The organism is Actinokineospora spheciospongiae, from assembly GCF_000564855.1.
GTDB classification, from domain to species: domain Bacteria; phylum Actinomycetota; class Actinomycetes; order Mycobacteriales; family Pseudonocardiaceae; genus Actinokineospora; species Actinokineospora spheciospongiae.
This window is the reverse complement of sequence record NZ_AYXG01000228.1, coordinates 1-16883: the sequence shown is the minus strand read 5'-3', so window position 1 is coordinate 16883 and position 16883 is coordinate 1. Positions and strand designations below refer to the sequence as shown.

The 16883-nt window shown below is 71.5% G+C and carries 15 protein-coding genes; 5 read left to right on the top strand and 10 right to left on the bottom strand.

What is annotated here, in order from left to right:
* The first annotated feature begins 6 nt into the window (after window positions 1-6).
* On the top strand, window positions 7-1662 hold the full coding sequence (locus UO65_RS29150; protein ID WP_035288941.1) for a glycoside hydrolase family 13 protein: 1656 nt from the start codon (window positions 7-9) through the stop codon (window positions 1660-1662).
* Between the two features lie 331 nt (window positions 1663-1993).
* Complete coding sequence (locus tag UO65_RS29145) at window positions 1994-4333, top strand: SulP family inorganic anion transporter (RefSeq protein WP_063936035.1); 2340 nt, start codon at window positions 1994-1996, stop codon at window positions 4331-4333.
* Between the two features lie 272 nt (window positions 4334-4605).
* Here the strand turns inward: UO65_RS29145 and UO65_RS29140 are convergent, their stop codons facing one another.
* Entirely contained in the window at window positions 4606-5796 is a 1191-nt protein-coding gene (locus UO65_RS29140) for a helix-turn-helix domain-containing protein (protein ID WP_035288902.1), read from the bottom strand.
* A gap of 262 nt (window positions 5797-6058) precedes the next feature.
* On the opposite strand from UO65_RS29140, the gene UO65_RS29135 reads away from it, so the two are divergent.
* Window positions 6059-6418 carry a hypothetical protein gene (locus UO65_RS29135; RefSeq protein ID WP_035288900.1) on the top strand — a complete coding sequence of 120 codons (360 nt, stop codon included), beginning with the start codon at window positions 6059-6061 and terminating at the stop codon, window positions 6416-6418.
* A gap of 144 nt (window positions 6419-6562) precedes the next feature.
* On the opposite strand, the gene UO65_RS29130 is transcribed toward UO65_RS29135, so the two are convergent.
* Entirely contained in the window at window positions 6563-8290 is a 1728-nt protein-coding gene (locus UO65_RS29130; protein WP_052021921.1) for a ribonuclease J, read from the bottom strand.
* Window positions 8287-9300, bottom strand: coding sequence for a 4-hydroxy-tetrahydrodipicolinate synthase (gene dapA / locus UO65_RS29125; protein ID WP_052021920.1), 1014 nt, complete (start codon window positions 9298-9300; stop codon window positions 8287-8289). Before dapA ends, UO65_RS29130 begins: the two co-directional genes overlap by 4 nt.
* A 98-nt stretch (window positions 9301-9398) precedes the next feature.
* On the opposite strand from dapA, the gene UO65_RS29120 reads away from it, so the two are divergent.
* Window positions 9399-9899 carry a hypothetical protein gene (locus tag UO65_RS29120; RefSeq protein WP_035288897.1) on the top strand — a complete coding sequence of 167 codons (501 nt, stop codon included), beginning with the start codon at window positions 9399-9401 and terminating at the stop codon, window positions 9897-9899.
* A gap of 30 nt (window positions 9900-9929) precedes the next feature.
* Here the strand turns inward: UO65_RS29120 and UO65_RS29115 are convergent, their stop codons facing one another.
* The 7 genes from UO65_RS29115 to UO65_RS29085 all read right to left on the bottom strand — a co-directional run bounded on the left by UO65_RS29115 (window position 9930) and on the right by UO65_RS29085 (window position 16115).
* On the bottom strand, window positions 9930-10550 hold the full coding sequence (locus UO65_RS29115) for a TIGR03085 family metal-binding protein (protein ID WP_035288894.1): 621 nt from the start codon (window positions 10548-10550) through the stop codon (window positions 9930-9932).
* 20 nt (window positions 10551-10570) lie between these two features.
* Window positions 10571-12079 carry a serine/threonine-protein kinase gene (locus tag UO65_RS29110; protein ID WP_052021919.1) on the bottom strand — a complete coding sequence of 503 codons (1509 nt, stop codon included), beginning with the start codon at window positions 12077-12079 and terminating at the stop codon, window positions 10571-10573.
* A gap of 70 nt (window positions 12080-12149) precedes the next feature.
* Entirely contained in the window at window positions 12150-12545 is a 396-nt protein-coding gene (locus tag UO65_RS29105) for an ACT domain-containing protein (RefSeq protein WP_035288891.1), read from the bottom strand.
* Window positions 12546-12549: 4 nt separating this feature from the next.
* Window positions 12550-13302 carry an FAD-dependent thymidylate synthase gene (gene thyX, locus UO65_RS29100; protein ID WP_035288888.1) on the bottom strand — a complete coding sequence of 251 codons (753 nt, stop codon included), beginning with the start codon at window positions 13300-13302 and terminating at the stop codon, window positions 12550-12552.
* 100 nt (window positions 13303-13402) lie between these two features.
* Window positions 13403-14272: a DUF4097 family beta strand repeat-containing protein gene (locus tag UO65_RS29095; RefSeq protein ID WP_035288885.1), complete on the bottom strand. Its 870-nt coding sequence runs from the start codon at window positions 14270-14272 to the stop codon at window positions 13403-13405.
* A complete protein-coding gene (locus tag UO65_RS29090) occupies window positions 14269-14829 on the bottom strand; it encodes a toxin-antitoxin system HicB family antitoxin (RefSeq protein ID WP_035288882.1) in 561 nt (186 codons plus the stop codon). Before UO65_RS29090 ends, UO65_RS29095 begins: the two co-directional genes overlap by 4 nt.
* A 59-nt stretch (window positions 14830-14888) precedes the next feature.
* On the bottom strand, window positions 14889-16115 hold the full coding sequence (locus UO65_RS29085; RefSeq protein WP_233427884.1) for a winged helix-turn-helix domain-containing protein: 1227 nt from the start codon (window positions 16113-16115) through the stop codon (window positions 14889-14891).
* 55 nt (window positions 16116-16170) lie between these two features.
* On the opposite strand from UO65_RS29085, the gene UO65_RS29080 reads away from it, so the two are divergent.
* Window positions 16171-16728: a GNAT family N-acetyltransferase gene (locus UO65_RS29080; protein ID WP_035288880.1), complete on the top strand. Its 558-nt coding sequence runs from the start codon at window positions 16171-16173 to the stop codon at window positions 16726-16728.
* Window positions 16729-16883 lie beyond the last annotated feature (155 nt).

Here is a 16883-nt window from a genome sequence, read left to right as displayed (position 1 = left end):
GGCGCCATGAGCCTCCCCGAGAGCACCGCCCCCTGGTGGAAGAGCGCTGTGGTGTACCAGGTCTACCCGCGCAGCTTCGCCGACTCCGACGGCGACGGCGTCGGTGACCTGCGGGGCGTCGAGTCGAAACTGGACTACCTGGCCGAACTGGGCGTGGACGTCCTGTGGCTCTCGCCGGTGTACCCGTCGCCGCAGGACGACAACGGCTACGACATCAGCGACTACCGCGGCATCGAGCCGGTCTTCGGCACCCTCGACGACTTCGACCGGCTGCTGGCGGGGGTGCACGAGCGCGGCATGAAGCTGGTGATGGACCTGGTGGTCAACCACACCTCCGACGAGCACCCGTGGTTCGTGGAGTCGCGCTCCGCCAAGGACAACCCGAAGCGCGACTGGTACTGGTGGCGCCCGCCGCGCGAGGGCGTGCCCGCGGGTGCGCCGGGCGCGGAGCCGACCAACTGGACGTCGTTCTTCACCGGCCCCACCTGGGAACTGGACGAGACGACCGGCGAGTACTACCTGCACCTGTTCTCCCGCAAGCAACCCGACCTGAACTGGGAGAACCCGCAGGTGCGGGCGGCGGTGCACGAGATGATGCGCTGGTGGCTCGACCGCGGCGTCGACGGCTTCCGGATGGACGTCATCAACATGATCTCCAAGGACACCGCGCTGCCGGACAGCCCCGGCGGCGACGGGTCGGCGCACTACCTGCACGGGCCGCGGCTGCACGAGTTCCTGCGGGAGATGCACCGGGAGGTGTTCGCGGACCGGGCGGGCGCCACGATGACCGTGGGCGAGATGCCCGGGGTGACGGTCGAGGAGGCGCGGCTGCTGACCGACCCGGCGCGCGCCGAGGTCGACATGGTCTTCCAGTTCGAGCACGTGCAGCTCGACCACGGCCCCGCGAAGTGGGACCGGACCGGCCTGGACCTGCGCGACCTGAAGGCGACCCTCGGGCGGTGGCAGGCCGGGCTGGCGGACGTCGGGTGGAACAGCCTCTACTGGAACAACCACGACCAGCCCCGGGTGGTCTCCCGGTTCGGCGACGACGGCCGGTACCGGGTGGAGTCGGCGAAAATGCTGGCGACCGTTCTCCACCTACACCGCGGCACGCCGTTCATCTACCAGGGCGAGGAACTGGGGATGACGAACTACCCGTTCACCTCGGCCGCGCAGTTCCGCGACATCGAGTCGGTGAACCACCACGCGCTCGCGGGCGATGTCGCACTACCCGGTTTGCGCGCGATGAGCCGGGACAACGCGCGCACTCCCATGCAGTGGGACGCCTCGCCGAACGCGGGCTTCACGACGGGCACGCCGTGGTTGCCGGTGAACCCGAACCACACCGAGGTGAACGCCGCCGCGGCGCGCGCGGAAACCGACTCGGTGTTCCATCACTACCGCGCACTGATCGCATTGAGACACTCGGAACCGACTGTGGTGCACGGGGACTTCACCATGCTCCTGCCGGACGACCCGAACGTGTACGCCTTCTCGCGTTCCCACCGCGACACAGAGTTGTTGGTGCTGGCCAACTTCTCCCCGAAGGAGCAACGCCCTGACCTCGGGTTTCCGTGGTGGGACGCCCACTTGGTGCTCGGCAGCCACTCGGACGGGGGAACGACACTGCGTCCGTGGGAGGCGCGCGTGTACCGACGGTAAAGGTAAAGAACGTCCCATCACTCGGTCAGTGGTTGTTGCACAACGGGAATCCCGGTTAACCGCGAGCGGTTAACCGGGATTTTGCTTGTACGACACAACTTCACACAGTGAGGATGCTGGGCGACTCCTACTCATTCGAGAGCCCGGTCACACTCCACTGGGCTATTAGGGTGAATACGGGACAGAGGTCTGCCCATGTGGAACCCTGGTCGGTAAAGATCCGTTTACTCGACGAACGGGACACCATGTGTCATCTTCGTCACGATGTGCACACGGTAGTTCTCCCTCCGTGCAACGGCGCACCGACAACCACAATCCCTGGAGGTACCCCATGGGTGCTGCACGCACCGACGCCCACGCCCCGCCCGGCCGCCTGCGGTCGTGGCTGGGTCAAGACGCCCGGCACGACATCCCGGCCTCGCTCGTCGTGTTCCTCGTAGCCGTACCCCTCTCGCTCGGCATCGCCGCCGCCTCCGGCGCGCCGGTCATGGCCGGACTCATCGCCGCCGTCGTCGGCGGGATCGTCGCGGGTGCCCTCGGTGGCTCCGCGCTCCAGGTCAGCGGACCCGCGGCCGGTCTGACCGTCGTCGTCGCGGAACTCATCACCCAGTTCGGCTGGGCCGTCACCTGCTCGATCACCGTCATCGCGGGTGCGCTCCAACTGCTGCTCGGCGCCTGCCGGATCGGCCGCGCCGCGCTCGCCATCTCCCCCACCGTGGTGCACGCCATGCTCGCGGGCATCGGCGTGACCATCGTCCTCGGCCAACTGCACGTCCTGCTCGGCGGCGCGGCAGGCACCTCAGCCTGGGAGAACATCAGCGAGCTGCCCGGGCAGCTACTCGACCTGCACAGCCCCGCCGCCTTCATCGGGCTCGGCGTGATCGTCCTGCTGGTGGCGTGGCCCAGGCTGCCCGCGCGCGTCCGGGCGGTCCCCGGTCCGCTGGTCGCGATCGTCGCCGCCACCGCCGTCTCCTCGCTCGCCGCGCTCACCCTCAACCGCGTTGAGCTGCCCGACTCCCCGTTCGCCGCGATCGCGCTGCCGCAGCTCCCGAACGGGCAGTGGGGCGCCTTCGCGCTCGGCGTGTTCACCCTCACCGTCATCGCCAGCGTGGAGAGCCTGCTCTCGGCCGTGTCGGTCGACAAGCTCCGCGAGGGCCACCGCTCCAACCTCGACCGCGAGCTGATCGGGCAGGGCTCGGCCAACGTGGCCTCCGGCCTGCTCGGCGGCCTCCCGGTCACCGGCGTGATCGTCCGCAGCTCCACCAACGTCCGCGCGGGCGCGCGGACCCGCGCCTCCGCCGTCCTGCACGGCATCTGGGTGCTGCTGTTCACCGTGCTGCTGGTCGGCCTGGTCGAGCAGGTCCCGATGGCCGCGCTGGCCGGTCTGCTGGTCTTCATCGGCACCCAGCTCGTGCGCCCGGACGACATCCGGTCCGCCCGCTCCCACGGCGAACTGCACGTCTACCTGATCACCGTGGCAGGCGTGGTGATGCTCAACCTGCTGGAGGGCGTGCTCATCGGCCTGGCCGTGGCCATGTTCGGCATGCTGCGCCGCGTCGTGTGGGCCCGGGTCCGGGTCGAGGACGGCGACGGACCCGACGAGGAGGGCCGCGAGACCCGCTCGGTCGTCGTCGAGGGCACCCTCAGCTTCCTGTCGGTGCCGCGGCTGTCGCGGGTGCTGGCCCAGGTCCCCGACGGCAGCGCCGTGACGGTGGAACTGGTGGTCGACTACCTCGACCACGCCGCCTACGGGCACCTGGCCACCTGGAAGACCACGCACGTGGCGGGCGGCGGCACCGTCGTCGTCGACGAGATCGGCGGCCCCGGCCCCAACGCCCGGCGCAAGCGGCCCGGGGTGGTCGGCACCCGCACGTTCCTGGCCTGGTCGCAGTGGCAGGCCGGGGAACCGGAGATCCCCGCGCAGACCCGGCGCGACCCGCTGGTCGTCGGCGCGCGGGAGTACCACCGCCGAGGCGCGTCGGTGATCCGGCCGCAACTGCGCAAGCTGGCCTCCTCGCAGGCCCCGCACGCGCTGTTCCTGACCTGCGCCGACTCCCGGATCGTGCCGAACGTGATCACCGCGTCCGGCCCCGGCGACCTGTTCACCATCCGCAACGTGGGCAACCTGGTGCCCCGGCCGAACGAGTCCGACGACCAGTCGGTGCAGGCCGCCGTGGAGTACGCGGTGGGCAACCTGGGCGTGCAGACCATCGTGGTCTGCGGGCACTCCCGCTGCGGCGCGATGACGGCCACCCTGGCCGACCAGGCGGGCGACGGCGCGGTCGCGCAGTGGCTGCGCTGGGCCGAGACCAGCGTCCGCGAGTGGCGGGCCGGTCACCCCCTGGGCCGCGCGGCCGAGGAGGACGGCTGGTCGGAGGTCGACCAGCTCGCCATGGTCAACGTGGCCGTGCAACTGGACACCCTGCGCTCGATGCCGGAGGTCCGCGACGCCGACGTGCGGCTGGTGGGCATGTTCTTCGACATCCCCACCGGCACCGTGCTGTCGCTGGAGGACGACCGCTTCACCCCCATGCCGGGTGACCGGGCGGCCCTCCCACCGCAGCGCACGGCGGCCAAGGCCGCGGACGGGGTCGCGGACGGGGTCGCGGGCGGCGAGCCCGCGGTGGACGCCGCGAAGGCCGCGACCAACGGGTCACCGGTCACCACGTAGGCCGCCAATGGGGTGACCCCCGTCACGCCGGTCCGGGTTCGCGCGATGAAGCGGGTGAACCCGGACCGGAAGGGGTGGCCCACCATGACCGACCCGACCCGCCGAGACCGGCGCCGCGACCGCAACCGCCTGCTGCGCCAACTGCTGACCGCCACCGTCGCCGTGGTGATCGCCTCGGCCACCCGCCGCTGACAAAGCGCCGGACACGACTCCGCCCCACGAGCGCTGCTCGTGGGGCGGAGTCGCGTCCGGCGCTGGTGCCGGGAGTCGGATCAGCCTGCCAGGCCCAGCCAGTGGGCGTACTTGCTCAACTCCGGGTTCGACCTCCGGTGCAAGGACACCAGAACTGCGGTGAGCTCGCGGACCATCGGGTGCAAGCGGGTCAGTTGTGGAGCGATCCGCCGTGCCTCTTGGAGGGAGCGGAGGGCGGCGCTCCGGTCGTCGTTGATGAGGTGCGCGCGGGCAAGGGCGATGTGGTGAGATCCGCGTCGGGTTTTCGGCATGGACCTCGGCGCGTGCCAGCGCCCGGCAGCTTCGATAGCCGCGATGCCGTCTCCCAACTCCACTTGAGCCGCGACCTCGTGAGTCGTGCGGTTGGCCATCCCGAACGTCAGACCCCAGTGCACTTGGTCCTGCCCGATCCTGACCGCCAGGCCATCCGCAGCTTCGAGGTGGGAGCGGGTGACCGCACTGTCCCCGGCGAGTGAGGCGAGGGTGACAGACCGCAGGTGCAGGCTGCCGTACACGGTGATGGTGTCGCCAGTCGGACTGTGCCGGATCTGATCATCCAGATCCGACCGCGCCGCATCCATGAGACGTAGACCGCGGCTGAAATCCCCGGCCGCCTCGAAGGTCGCACATCTCGTCCACTGCGCGAGTGCTCCCGCCAACGGGTTGCCTGTGCGTTCCGCCGCCCACGTGATCTTGTGTTCGACAGCTTCGGCCAAATCACTGTAACCGAGTCGATGAAGCAGAGTGTGGGTTGCGTGGTAGGTCCTGACCAGGAGGTTCCACACCTCCGTTCCGGGGGTTCGGTGCGCGGCGCTGACCAGTTCTTCCAACAACGCTGGCAAGCGAGCTGAAATTTTTCCGTACTGGGCTTCACCACGCAGACGAACAATTTCTTTCACCTCAGCGGCGAGTTCGGCCACCGGGCGGGCCGGAACCTCGTCGGGCAGGTCGTAACCGCGCAGAACCGCGCGGATCGCGTCGATCTGCCGGTGCGTGCTGTCGTCTTTCCGGTCCTCGGTGTACGGCTGCCCGGTCAACTTCTCGATGGGCACCCGCAATTCTCGGGCGACACCGGAGAGCAGCCCGTTGCTCACGGCGCGGTCGCCGACCTCGACCTTCTGCAACAGGCTCAGGGAGACGTTGACTTTGCCCGCGAGCTGGCGTTGGGTGAGCCGGGACGCCTTGCGCAACGTGGCGATCTGCCGACCGATGTGGGCCGTGTCGTCGTACATCGGTATCCCCTTCCGGCAGCACCAGGCGAAGACGGGCCGCACTGGCGTTCGAGCCCAGGGTAGGGCGCCTGCCGGAGCCGGAGCCAGCGGGACCCGCGACCGATCACTTGCCGCGTTCACCCTGCCACTGTGTGCAACTCCTGTGCAACCTCACCGGGCGCCCGGTCCCTAGCATCGGGAACGTTGATGGACTCACGCCTGCGAAGTGCCCGCCACCCGGCTCCGCCGTGGCCGCACACGCGTGGTTGAAAGGAAGCTGTTCATGCGATTCGGTTATTTCCTGCTGAAGATCGCCGGTACCGACGGCAAGCGAATCGAAGACTGGGATCTCGTCGATTTCTCCGAGGTGTCGCTGGACGCCGAGGACCTGGGCGGCTCGACCACGACGGAAGCCATCGCCGGATTGCCCCGGTGGGGTGACGAGCGCTTGGCATCGCACACCGGTTATTACGAATTGTTCAACGTGTGCCTCGCCTCGGTGGGTGAAGACGAGGAGGACGGGGGCACGCGATTCCCTGACCGGGTGATCGCGGAGGAATACCGGGTCATGGAGTCGGGCAAGCGCTTGAACACCTCGGACGTCGTGGACATGCGCGAGCACATCCCGGTGACGTCGTGCTAGCCCGGTGCACGGCACCCACGCCCCCGGCCGAGTGGCAGCCGATTTCCGGGAGGAATCGCCGGACCAGGACCCATCCGCCACCCGTGAACCGACTCCGCCCCACGAGCGCTGCGCGTGGGGCGGAGGTCGTTCGCGTTCAGCGGGTCAGACTGGGATGACCGTGGGGACGATCATCGGACGCCTGCGGTAGGTGTCGGCGACCCAGCGGCCCACCACCCGGCGCACGGACTGGGCGATGCGGTGGGGGTCGGTGATGCCCGCGGACTCGGTGTGCGACAGCTCCATCTCCACCAGCGACACCACGCCGTCGAGGGCCTTGGGGTCGTCGGAGAAGCCGCGGCCGGAGACCGTGGGCGGGGAGACCGCGCGGCCGGTGGAGGAGTCGACCACGACGGTGATCGAGATGAAGCCGCCCTCGCCGAGCACGAGGCGGTCGGACAGGGTCGACTCGCCGACGTCGCCGACCGAGAGGCCGTCGACGTAGACGTGGCCGACCTCGACGCGGCCGGAGATGGCCGCTCGGCCGTCGACCATGTCGACGATCACGCCGTCCTCGGCGATGACCACGTGGTCGGCGGGGACACCGGTCTGCACGGCCAGTGCGGCGTTGGCGCGCAGGTGGCGCCACTCGCCGTGCACCGGCATCACGTTGCTCGGGCGGACCGCGTTGTAGAGGAACAGCAGTTCCCCGGCGGGGGCGTGGCCGGACACGTGGACCTTGGCGTTGCCCTGGTGTACGACGTCCGCGCCGAGGCGGACCAGGCCGTTGATCACGCCGAACACCGCGTTCTCGTTGCCCGGGATCAGGGAGCTGGCCAGCACGATGGTGTCGCCGGGGCGGATGGAGATCTGCCGGTGCTCGCCGCGCGCCATCCGCGACAGGGCCGAGAGCGGTTCGCCCTGCGACCCGGTGGAGACGAACAGGACCTGGTCGTCGGACATCGTCATGGCCTCGTCGATGTTGACCAGGAGGCCCGCGGGGACGTTGAGCAGGCCCAGGTCGGCGGCGATGCCCATGTTGCGCACCATCGACCGGCCCACCAGCGCGACCCGGCGGCCGTGCTTGACCGCCACGTCGAGGACCTGCTGCACCCGGTGCACGTGGCTGGCGAAGCAGGCCACGATCACCCGCTGGTCGGCCCGGCGGATGACGCTGTCGAGGACCGGGCCGATCTCGCGCTCGGAGATGACGAAGCCGGGGACCTCGGCGTTGGTGGAGTCGACCAGGAACAGGTCCACGCCCTCGTCGCCGAGGCGGGAGAAGCCCGCCAGGTCGGTGAGGCGGCCGTCGAGCGGGAGCTGGTCGAGCTTGATGTCACCGGTGTGCAGGACGACCCCGGCCGGGGTGCGGATGGCGACCGCGATCGCGTCCGGGATGGAGTGGTTGACCGCGAAGAACTCGCAGTCGAACTCGCCGTAGGAGGTGGTGTCGCCCTCCTTGACCTCGCGCAGGTTCGGGTTGAGCCGGTGTTCCTTGCACTTGGCCGCGACCAGGGCGAGGGTGAACCGGGAGCCGACGACCGGCAGGTCCGGGCGCAGCCGCAGCAGGAACGGGACCGCGCCGATGTGGTCCTCGTGGCCGTGGGTCAGCACGAGGGCGTCGACGTCGGCCATCCGGTTCTCGATGGCGGAGAAGTCGGGCAGGATCAGGTCGACGCCGGGCTGCTGGTCCTCGGGGAAGAGCACCCCGCAGTCGACGATGAGCAGCCTGCCCGCGAACTCGAACACGGTCATGTTGCGGCCGACCTCGCCGATGCCGCCGAGCGCGACGACGCGCAGCGCGCCCTCGGGCAGCGGGGGCGGCGGGTTGTGCGGCCACTTCCCGGCCTTCGGGGCCTGGCTCTGGGTGGGGCGTGCTGGTTGCGGGCTCACTGGCGGACCGTCCCGGCGCTGGTGTGGGTCGTGGTGGTGACGTAGGCGGCGTTGGCGTCGGTGTGGGCGACGCGGGCGCTGGCCACGTGTGATTCCGGTGCGCTCGACAGCGGCACCCCGGCCTCGGCCAGGTCGGCGGCGATGGCCTTGACCTGCTCGGGGGTGGCGGCGAGCAGCGGCAGCCGGGGGTCGCCGCAGTCGTGGCCGCGCAACCGCAGGGCGGTCTTGCTGAACACCACCCCGCCGACCCGGCTGAACGCCCGCAGCACCGGCAGCAGTCCCATGTGGATGCTGCGGGCCTGGGCGACCTCGCCCTGGTCGTAGTTGTCGGCCAGCGACCGCAGCCGCCCGGCGACCACGTGCCCGATGACGCTGACCACCCCGACCCCGCCGACGGACAGCCACGGCAGGTTCAGGGCGTCGTCACCGGAGTAGTAGGCCAGGTCGGTGCTGGCGATCACGTCGGACCCGGCCAGCAGGTCGCCCTTGGCGTCCTTCACGGCCTGGATTCGCGGGTGCTCGGCGAGCCGCCGCAGCGTGTCCACCTCGATCGGCACCACGGAGCGGGGCGGGATGTCGTAGAGCATCACCGGCAGCCCGGTCGCGTCGGCGACGGCGGTGAAGTGCGCGAGCAGCCCGGCCTGCGGCGGCCGGGAGTAGTACGGGGTGACGACGAGCAGGCCGTGCGCGCCCGCCTTCTCCGCCTCCCGGGCCAGGTGCAGGCTGTGCGCGGTGTCGTAGGTGCCCACCGAGCCCACCACGGTCGCCCGGTCGCCGACCGCCTCGACGACGGCGCGCACCAGGTCGGACTTCTCCCGGTCGGAGGTGGTGGGCGACTCGCCGGTGGTGCCGTTGACGACCAGCCCGTCGTTGCCCAGCTCCACCAGGTGCTCGGCCAGGGCTTGGGCGCGGTCGAGGTCCACCGTCCCGTCGGGGGCGAACGGGCTGACCATGGCGGTCAGCACCCGGCCGAACGGCCTGCCGGGGGCGGCGGTGGGACATGCGGTCATGGTGCTGACGCTACCCGTTGGCCTCCCCGGTGCCGTCCGCCACCTGCGGTTGCGACACCGACGGGTGCCCACCCGGGTGACGCGCGTTACGGTGCGCTGTGCCCGATCCCGTCTTCGAGCCCGACCCGGCGACCACCCCCGACCCGAGCAAGGTCAAGGTGCTGCGCGGTTCCCCGCCCGGCATCCGCAACGCCCAGGTCCACTACCGGGCGGCGGGCGGCATCCTCGGCCGCAAGACGGTCCCCCGCTCGCAGGCGCAGTCCGCGCTGCTCAAGTACCACGACAAGGACGGGTACGACCAGGAGCAGGTCATGACCCTGTCCGAGGCCGAGCACTTCCTGCGGGAGGCCCGCACGCGCGCGGAGGCCGCGGACGTGGAGGAGGCGGCCCGGCACGCGGCGGTGGACCTGGTGTGCCCGCACTGCAAGGTGCGGCGGCAGTACGCGGGGGCGATGAGCTTCATGCTCGGGGAGATGGCGCTGATGGGCGGGGTGAAGGCGCTGTCGCAGGACGCGGTGGTGCAGCACGCCTACCGGTGCCCGGTGTGCGGGTCCACGGAGTTCTTCGCGGACGGGTTCCTGCGCCACCCGATCCAGTGACGTTTCCGATGTGGACAGGTTCCGCCCGGGTCAGAAGCCCCGGCTGAGGTTCTTCACGGCGGAGATCGAGGCGTCCGGGCCCTCGAACTCCACGCGGCTCTCGTCGCGGCCGAAGGCGAACAGGAGGATTTCGCCGGGTTCCGCGACCAGGGTGACCGGGTCCGGGCCTTCCTTGACCGTCGCCGTGCGGCCCTCGGGGGTGCGCAGGGCGATGCCGACGGGGCTCTTGCGCAGCAGGACCTTGCCCATGCGGCCCAGGGTCGTCCAGATCGCGGCGTCGCGGCGGGCGGCGGGGGGCCGGGGTTCCCAGCCGGGAGTGGCCCGGCGGACGTCCTCGTGGTGGACGTAGTACTCCGTGGTGTTGATCAGCTCGTCCAGCGGCTTGAACGGCGACCAGACCGGGGGGCCGGTGCGCACGAGCGTGACCAGTTCGTCCCACGGCTTGGCCAGGTAGCCGCGGGTCACCTTGTCCAGGTAACCGGCGAGCGGCTTGACCAGGATGCCCGCCGAGGCGTCGAGCCTGCGCTCGCGGATCACCAGGTGCGCGGCGAGGTCCCGGGTGGTCCACGCCCCGCAGAGGGTCGGGGCGTCCGGCCCGACGACGGTGAACAGGTCGCACAGCGCCGCGCGCTCGTCCTTGGCCACACCCATGCGCCGACCCTACCGGTGGGTCACTTGTAGTCGTTCACCTGGGAGCCGGTGAGTTGCTGGCCGGTCGCGCCCGAGAGGACGCAGTAGATCGTGTGGCGGCTGCTGTCCTCCTTGTCGTCCCAGGTCTGCCGGGAGGGGTAGACGACCGAGTACTTGAGGTTGCCGCGCTTGTCCGGGATGACCCGTTCGGTGTTGAACAGCCAGCCGCAGTAGCCCTTCCCCACGGCCTCGACGTCCTCGGCGTCGTAGGCGAGGGTGTAGTTCGAGTTGAGGGGGTCGATGGTGCCGAAGACCTCGATCAGGAACGTCTTCTTGCAGTCGTTGCCCGAGTTGGAGAAGCCCGCGCCGGCCTGGAGGCGGTTGTTGGCGCAGTACCCCTCCGACAGGTTGAACTCGGTGAGGTCGCCGCCGGGGCCGTAGGTATAGGTCTCGACCTTCGGGGGGGCTCCGTCCGAGCCGGTGGCGGTGAAGGCCCGGTTGAGGAAGATGCCGCCGACCAGCGCCAGCACCGCCACGACCGCCATCACGGTGAAGACGACACCGGGTTTGAGGCTCCAGCGCTTGCCCGCTGCGGGCTGGACCGCGCGGGTGGCGGTGTGCGGGGGCTGCGGCGGGTGGAGCACCGTGTTCTGGGTGGGGACCGGGCCAGTGTGCTGCGGGGTGGCCATGCCGTGCGGGCCGGTCGGCGGACCGGTGCGGACGTGCGCGAGCAGGCCGCGGACCTGGGCGGCGTTGAGGCGGGCCTGCGGGGTGGCGACCATCAGGCCGGTGATCACCGAGGCCAGCGCGCCCTGCGCCCTGGTCAGGTACGGGACCTCGGCCAGGATGGCGTGCATGGTGGCGGCGGTGGTGGGGCGCTCGAAGGGCGAGTAGCCCTCGATGGCGAAGAACAGCACCGCGCCCAGCGCCCACAGGTCCGACGACGCGTGGGCCTCCTCGCCGCGGATGCGCTCGGGGGCCATGTAGGTCGGGGAGCCGATGAGCATCCCGCTGCTGGTGAGCCGCGGGTCGTCGAGCGACTGGGCGATGCCGAAGTCGGTGAGCTTCACCCGGTTGTTCTTGGCCAGCATGATGTTGCTCGGCTTGACGTCGCGGTGGATGACGCCCGCCTGGTGGGCGGCCTCCAGCGCGGAGAGGAGCTGTTCGGCGAGGACGGTGACCTGCTCGGGCGGGAGCGGGCCGCGCTCCTTGACCACGTCCGACAGGGTGGGGGCCTGGATCAGCTCCATCACGATGTAGGTGGCCCCGGCCTCCTGCACCACGTCGTAGACGGTGACCACCGCCGGGTCGTTGAGCCTGCCCGCGGTACGCGCCTCGCGGAGCACCCGCTCCTCGAACACCCGGCGCTCCTCGTGCGGGACGCCCTCGGGCAGGTGCAGCTCCTTGATGGCCACGTTGCGGCCGATCATCCGGTCCTCGGCCAGCCACACCACGCCCATGCCGCCGCGGCCCAGCTCACCGAGGATCGCGTAGCGACCCGCGACCACCCGTGACCCGTGCGCCACGGTGGGTCCCTGCTCCTGCGTCACCCGTCCACCTCCTGCAAGTGCCGGGGATCGTAACCGGCAGGCCCCCGCCCGCGCGGGTGCTCCCGGCAGATCAGTCGCTCGCGGGGTGCACTTCGTGTCCGGCGGAGCGCAGCGCCGCCACCGCCCTGGTCAGGTCGGCGTCGTGGACGAGGATGTGGTCGGTGTCGAAGGTGGACACCGCGAACAGCGAGACCCCGGCCGCGGCCAGCGAACCGGCGAGCGAGGCCATGATGCCGGTGAGGGTGAACTCCAGCGGGCCGCGCACGGTGAGCACCCGCCACCCGCCCTCGGCGCGGCCCCCGGCGGGGCCGCGGCCGGTGGGGGCCACGACGGACACCTCGTCGGGGGTGCTGGTGACCGACACCAGCCCCGGTGAGCCGAAGACCGCCGGGTCGACCGGGGTCCCCGGGTCCAGCCGGGTGACCGCGTAGTCCCCGTCGGTCACGTCGATGATCAGTCGCTTCACCGGCTCAGCCCTCGGCGACCAGCGGGCTGGAGGCGACCTCGGTGCCGTCCGGCAGCGCGCTGATGGTGAAGTCGGCGAACACGGCGGCGGCGACCTCCCGCAGGTGGCGCAGGCACTCCACGGCCAGCGCGCGGATCTCCACGTCGGCGTGCTCGGTGGCGCGCACGGCGATGAAGTGCCGCCAGGCGCGGTAGTTGCCGGTGACCACGATCCGGGTCTCGGTGGCGTTGGGCAGGACCGCCCGCGCCGCCTGCCTCGCCTGCTTCTTGCGCAGGGTGCCGCCCGCCACGTCGGCGAACTTGGCCTCCAGCCCGGCCAGCAGCTCGTTGTAGGCGTCCTGGCTGGCCCGCGTGGCGGCGAGGAACTTCGCGTGCAGCTCGGGGTCGTCGGCGATGACGCCCGGCTCGACCACCGCGGCCGACGTCTCCGGGACGTAGCGCTGGGAGAGCTGCGAGTAGGAGAAGTGCCGGTGGCGGACCAGCTCGTGGGTCAGCGAGCGGGAGATGCCGGTCAGGTAGAAGGAGGCGCTGCCGTGCTCCAGGACCGACAGGTGGCCGACCTCGATGACGTGCCGGAGGTAGCCCGCGTTGGTGGCGGTGGCCGGGTTCGGCTTGTCCCACGACTGGTAGCAGGCGCGGCCCGCGAACTCCGCCAGCGCCGCACCGCCGTCGGCGTCGGTCGACCACGGGACGTCCGCCGGGGGCGAGAACTCGGTCTTGGCGATGAGCTGCACCCTCGGCCCCACCGTCTGGGTCACGTGCTGGTCCTTTGCTCCGACTGGCGTACCCGGTCGCCTGCACTATAGGTGGACCGCGGCGGGAGCGGGCCCGGTGCACGGCCCACCCCGCCCGGTGTCCTCAGCCCGCCAGCGTCACCGCCACGTCGCCGGTGCCGCTGCGGCCGCGCACGCGCAGCGCCGGGGCCTCGGCGGGGGCGGTGGTGTCCAGCGGCAGGTCCGCGACCGCCGTGCCGACACCGGTCGAAACGTCGACCTCCGCGGGTGTCCCCCGGCGCACGGCGACGTTCAGGGCGCCGGAGCCGGTGTTCAGCTCGATCCGGCCCGCGGTGGCGTCGGCGACGGTGATGGTCCCGGAACCGCTGCGCACGCGGAGGTCGGCGGCCACGGTCGCCAGGTGGACGTTGCCGCGCCCGGTGACGATGGTGGAGGGCCCGCCGAGTTCGCCCGCCTCGACGTCGCCCGCCCCGGTGCGCGCCCGCAGCCCGCCGCCCGCCGAGCCGACCCGGACGGTGCCGGTGCCCGCGTTCGCCTGCACCACCCCGGTGGCGCGCTCGACGTCGACCGAGCCCGCGCCGGTGCCGACCTCCACCCGGTCGGCGGTGCCCGCGACGGTCACCGAGGCGGCGCCGCCGTTGGCCGTCACCCGGGAACCGAGCGGGGCCAGCACGGTCACCCCGAGCGGGACCGCGCCCAGCGGGGCCGCCTTCGGGGAGCGGACGGTGAGCGTGCCCGCGGTGAAGTCGACCCAGGTCCGGCGGACCGCCTCGGCGCCGGTGTCGGTGGGGCCCTGCTCGCCCAACTGGCCGTTGATCCAGCCGAGCACCTGCGAGACGCCCTCGGACCACGGGGTGGCGCTCTCCGGGGCGTGCCGGACCTCGACGTGCACGTCGGGTCCGTCGGTCAGCCGGACCTCGATCCGCCCGGCCGCCGTGCCGATGTTGACGTGCACCGGGCCGTCGGCGGTGAAGGTCTCGTTGCGCGTGCTCATCCCGCGTACCACCCGCGCACCCGGGAGCCGCCCTCGCCGTCGTCGGAATCCGGCTTCTCGGCGGCGGGGGTGCCGGAGGGGTGCGAGTGCCACCCCCTGCCCTTGCCGCTGAGGGCGCCCTGCAACGCCTGCTGCACGAAGGTGTTGAGGGACACTCCCTGGGTGGAGGCGGCCTGCTCGGCGCGGCCCTTCAGCTCCTCGAACAGCCGCAGCGTCATCCGGCTCATGTCGCCCGCCGCGCCGCTGAACGGCGGCGTGGGCGGGACCTCCTCGGCCCGGGGCTGTTCGGGCCCGGCCTGCCCGGCGGTCGACTTGGCGGTGCCGGTGACCGCCACCCGCACGTCGCGGCCGTCCAGCCGCACCTCGACCACGTGGTCGGGCAGCTCGGCGGTCACCTCGGCGGCCAGGTCGGCCAGCGCGTTCATGATCGCCAGCCGGGCGGCGGGCTCGACGGCCGCGGCGAGCACCGCCGCGGCCCGGCGGGTCGTCTCGTCACCCGCGGACGCGGTGGTGGTCAAGTCATCCCGCAGAGCGGTGATGTACGGGCTAAGGTCCATGACACCACCATGACACCATTTCTGACATCTGTCGAGGAAGCTGTGATGCCACCGTGGTGTCAGACGGCATTGCGCAGGGCATCGGCCAGGTCACCCCGGTCTCCGACCCACAGGTGTTCCAGCCCCAGCCAGTCCGCCATCAGCCGCAACTCCGCGGCGAGTTCAGCGGCCACCCGGGTCCGGTCGACCCCGTCCTCGGCGAACGAGCCCTGCGCGCGGAGGGTTCCCGTGGCCCGGTCGGCCTTGATGTCCACCCTGGCGACGATCTCCCCGTCGAGCAGGAACGGGAACACGTAGTAGCCGTAGAGGCGCTTGGGCTCGGGGACGTAGATCTCGATGCGGTAGTGGAAGCCGAACAGCCGCTCGGTGCGGGCGCGCTCCCAGATCAGCGGGTCGAACGGGCACAGCAGCGCCCGCCCCTCGACCCGGCGCGGCGTGCGGGCGGCCGGGTGCAGGTAGGCCGGGTGCCGCCACCCCTGCACCGCCACCGCCTCCAACTGCCCGTCCTCCACCAGCTCGGCCACCGCCCGCTGCGACTGGGCGGGCTGGAGCCGGTAGTAGTCCCGCAGGTCCTTCTCCGTGCCGACCCCGTGGGCCAGCGCCGCGCGCAGCGTGAGGCGGCGGGCGCACTCGTCGTCATCCGGGGTCTCGGCCAGCACCTCGGGCGGCAAGACCCGCTCGGGCAGGTCGTAGTGGCGCTGGAAGCCCTTGCGCGTCCCGGTGGTCAACTCGCCGACGGCGAAGAGGTACTCGCACACGTGCTTGACGTCGGACCGGTTCCACCACCCGCCCTTGACCTTCGGCACCGCCCCGCCCAGCGCCGCCTCCAGCGCCCCCGCCCCGATCGGCCCCTGCTCCCCGACAGTGGCCAGCACGTCGTCGACCAACCCGGGCGACTCGCGGCGAATCCGCTCCACGTGCCGGGCGTAGCGCTGCTCGTACCGCCGCATCCGCCACCGGAACAGCGGCCAGTCCTCGGCGGGGATCAGGCTCGCCTCGTGTGCCCAGTACTCCACCAGCAACCGGGGCCTGCGCGCCGAGTGCGACCACGCCGCCTCGTCCACCAGGTCCTGGTCGTAGGCGCCGAGCCGGGAGAAAACAGGCATGTAGTGCGCCCGCACGGCCACGTTGACCGAGTCGAGCTGGAGCAGTTGCACGCGCGACAGCGCCTTCTGCAGGTGGCGCCGGGTCGGCGGGCCACCGGGGCGGGCGTCGGCGAAGCCCTGCGCGGCCAGCGCCGTCCGCCGGGCCGCCGCGGCCGAAAGGGTGGGGGTTGCTTCGATCACCGCGACGATGCTGCCGGCCACCACCGACAACCCGGCACCCGATAGGTTGCCGGGCATGGCCGATGCCCAGGTCCGCCCCGCCACCCCCGCGGACGCCGACGAGATCGCCCGCATCCAGGTCCAGACCTGGCAGACGGCCTTCGAGTCGCTGCTGCCCACCGACGTCCTGGCCGGACTGGACCCGGCGGAAGCGGCCGAGCAGTGGCGCCAGACCATGGCCCAGGGGCCTGCCACGGTGTTCGTCGCCCAGGAGGGGCCGTGGGTCGTCGGCTTCTGCTCGGTCGGGCCCTCCCCCGAATCCGAATCCGCCGCCGCCAACGACCTGCCCGCCGAGGACGCGGCCACGGTCGCGCTGGTGAGCCTGCTGCTGGTGGAACCCCGGTGGGGGCGCCGTGGTCATGCGGGCAGGCTGCTCGCCACTGCTGCGGCGGAATTGCGGGGGGCGGGGTGCACGCGCGGGATCGCGTGGGTGCCGGAGCGCAATGCGGCCTCGGTGGGGTTCTTCCGCCGGGTCGGGTGGGAACCGGATGGGGTTGTGCGGACCTTGGACGCGGGTGGGCGGCCGCTGCGTGAGGTGCGGGTGACCGGGACGCTGGAGCTGGAACTGGCCTGAGCGGTCGCGGTGTGCTGGGGTTTTGTTGTGGTGGCCGAGTTTCGAAGCCCGGTCGTTTTGTGGGTGTGCCCGGCTGTGTAGATATGCCTGGCGCGTTTTCAAGCCCGGTTGTTTGTGGGTGGTGCCCGGCTGGGTGGATGTGTTTGGCCGGGGCC

Bases quoted from the DNA above. Each gene is read 5' to 3' on its own strand.
- UO65_RS29150 (WP_035288941.1), top strand. From the start codon at position 7: ATGAGCCTCCCCGAGAGCACCGCCCCCTGGTGGAAGAGCGCTGTGGTG.
- UO65_RS29145 (WP_063936035.1), top strand. From the start codon at position 1,994: ATGGGTGCTGCACGCACCGACGCCCACGCCCCGCCCGGCCGCCTGCGG.
- UO65_RS29140 (WP_035288902.1), bottom strand. From the start codon at position 5,796: ATGTACGACGACACGGCCCACATCGGTCGGCAGATCGCCACGTTGCGC.
- UO65_RS29135 (WP_035288900.1), top strand. From the start codon at position 6,059: ATGCGATTCGGTTATTTCCTGCTGAAGATCGCCGGTACCGACGGCAAG.
- dapA (WP_052021920.1), bottom strand. From the start codon at position 9,300: ATGACCGCATGTCCCACCGCCGCCCCCGGCAGGCCGTTCGGCCGGGTG.
- UO65_RS29115 (WP_035288894.1), bottom strand. From the start codon at position 10,550: ATGGGTGTGGCCAAGGACGAGCGCGCGGCGCTGTGCGACCTGTTCACC.
- UO65_RS29095 (WP_035288885.1), bottom strand. From the start codon at position 14,272: ATGAGCACGCGCAACGAGACCTTCACCGCCGACGGCCCGGTGCACGTC.
- UO65_RS29090 (WP_035288882.1), bottom strand. From the start codon at position 14,829: ATGGACCTTAGCCCGTACATCACCGCTCTGCGGGATGACTTGACCACC.
- UO65_RS29080 (WP_035288880.1), top strand. From the start codon at position 16,171: ATGGCCGATGCCCAGGTCCGCCCCGCCACCCCCGCGGACGCCGACGAG.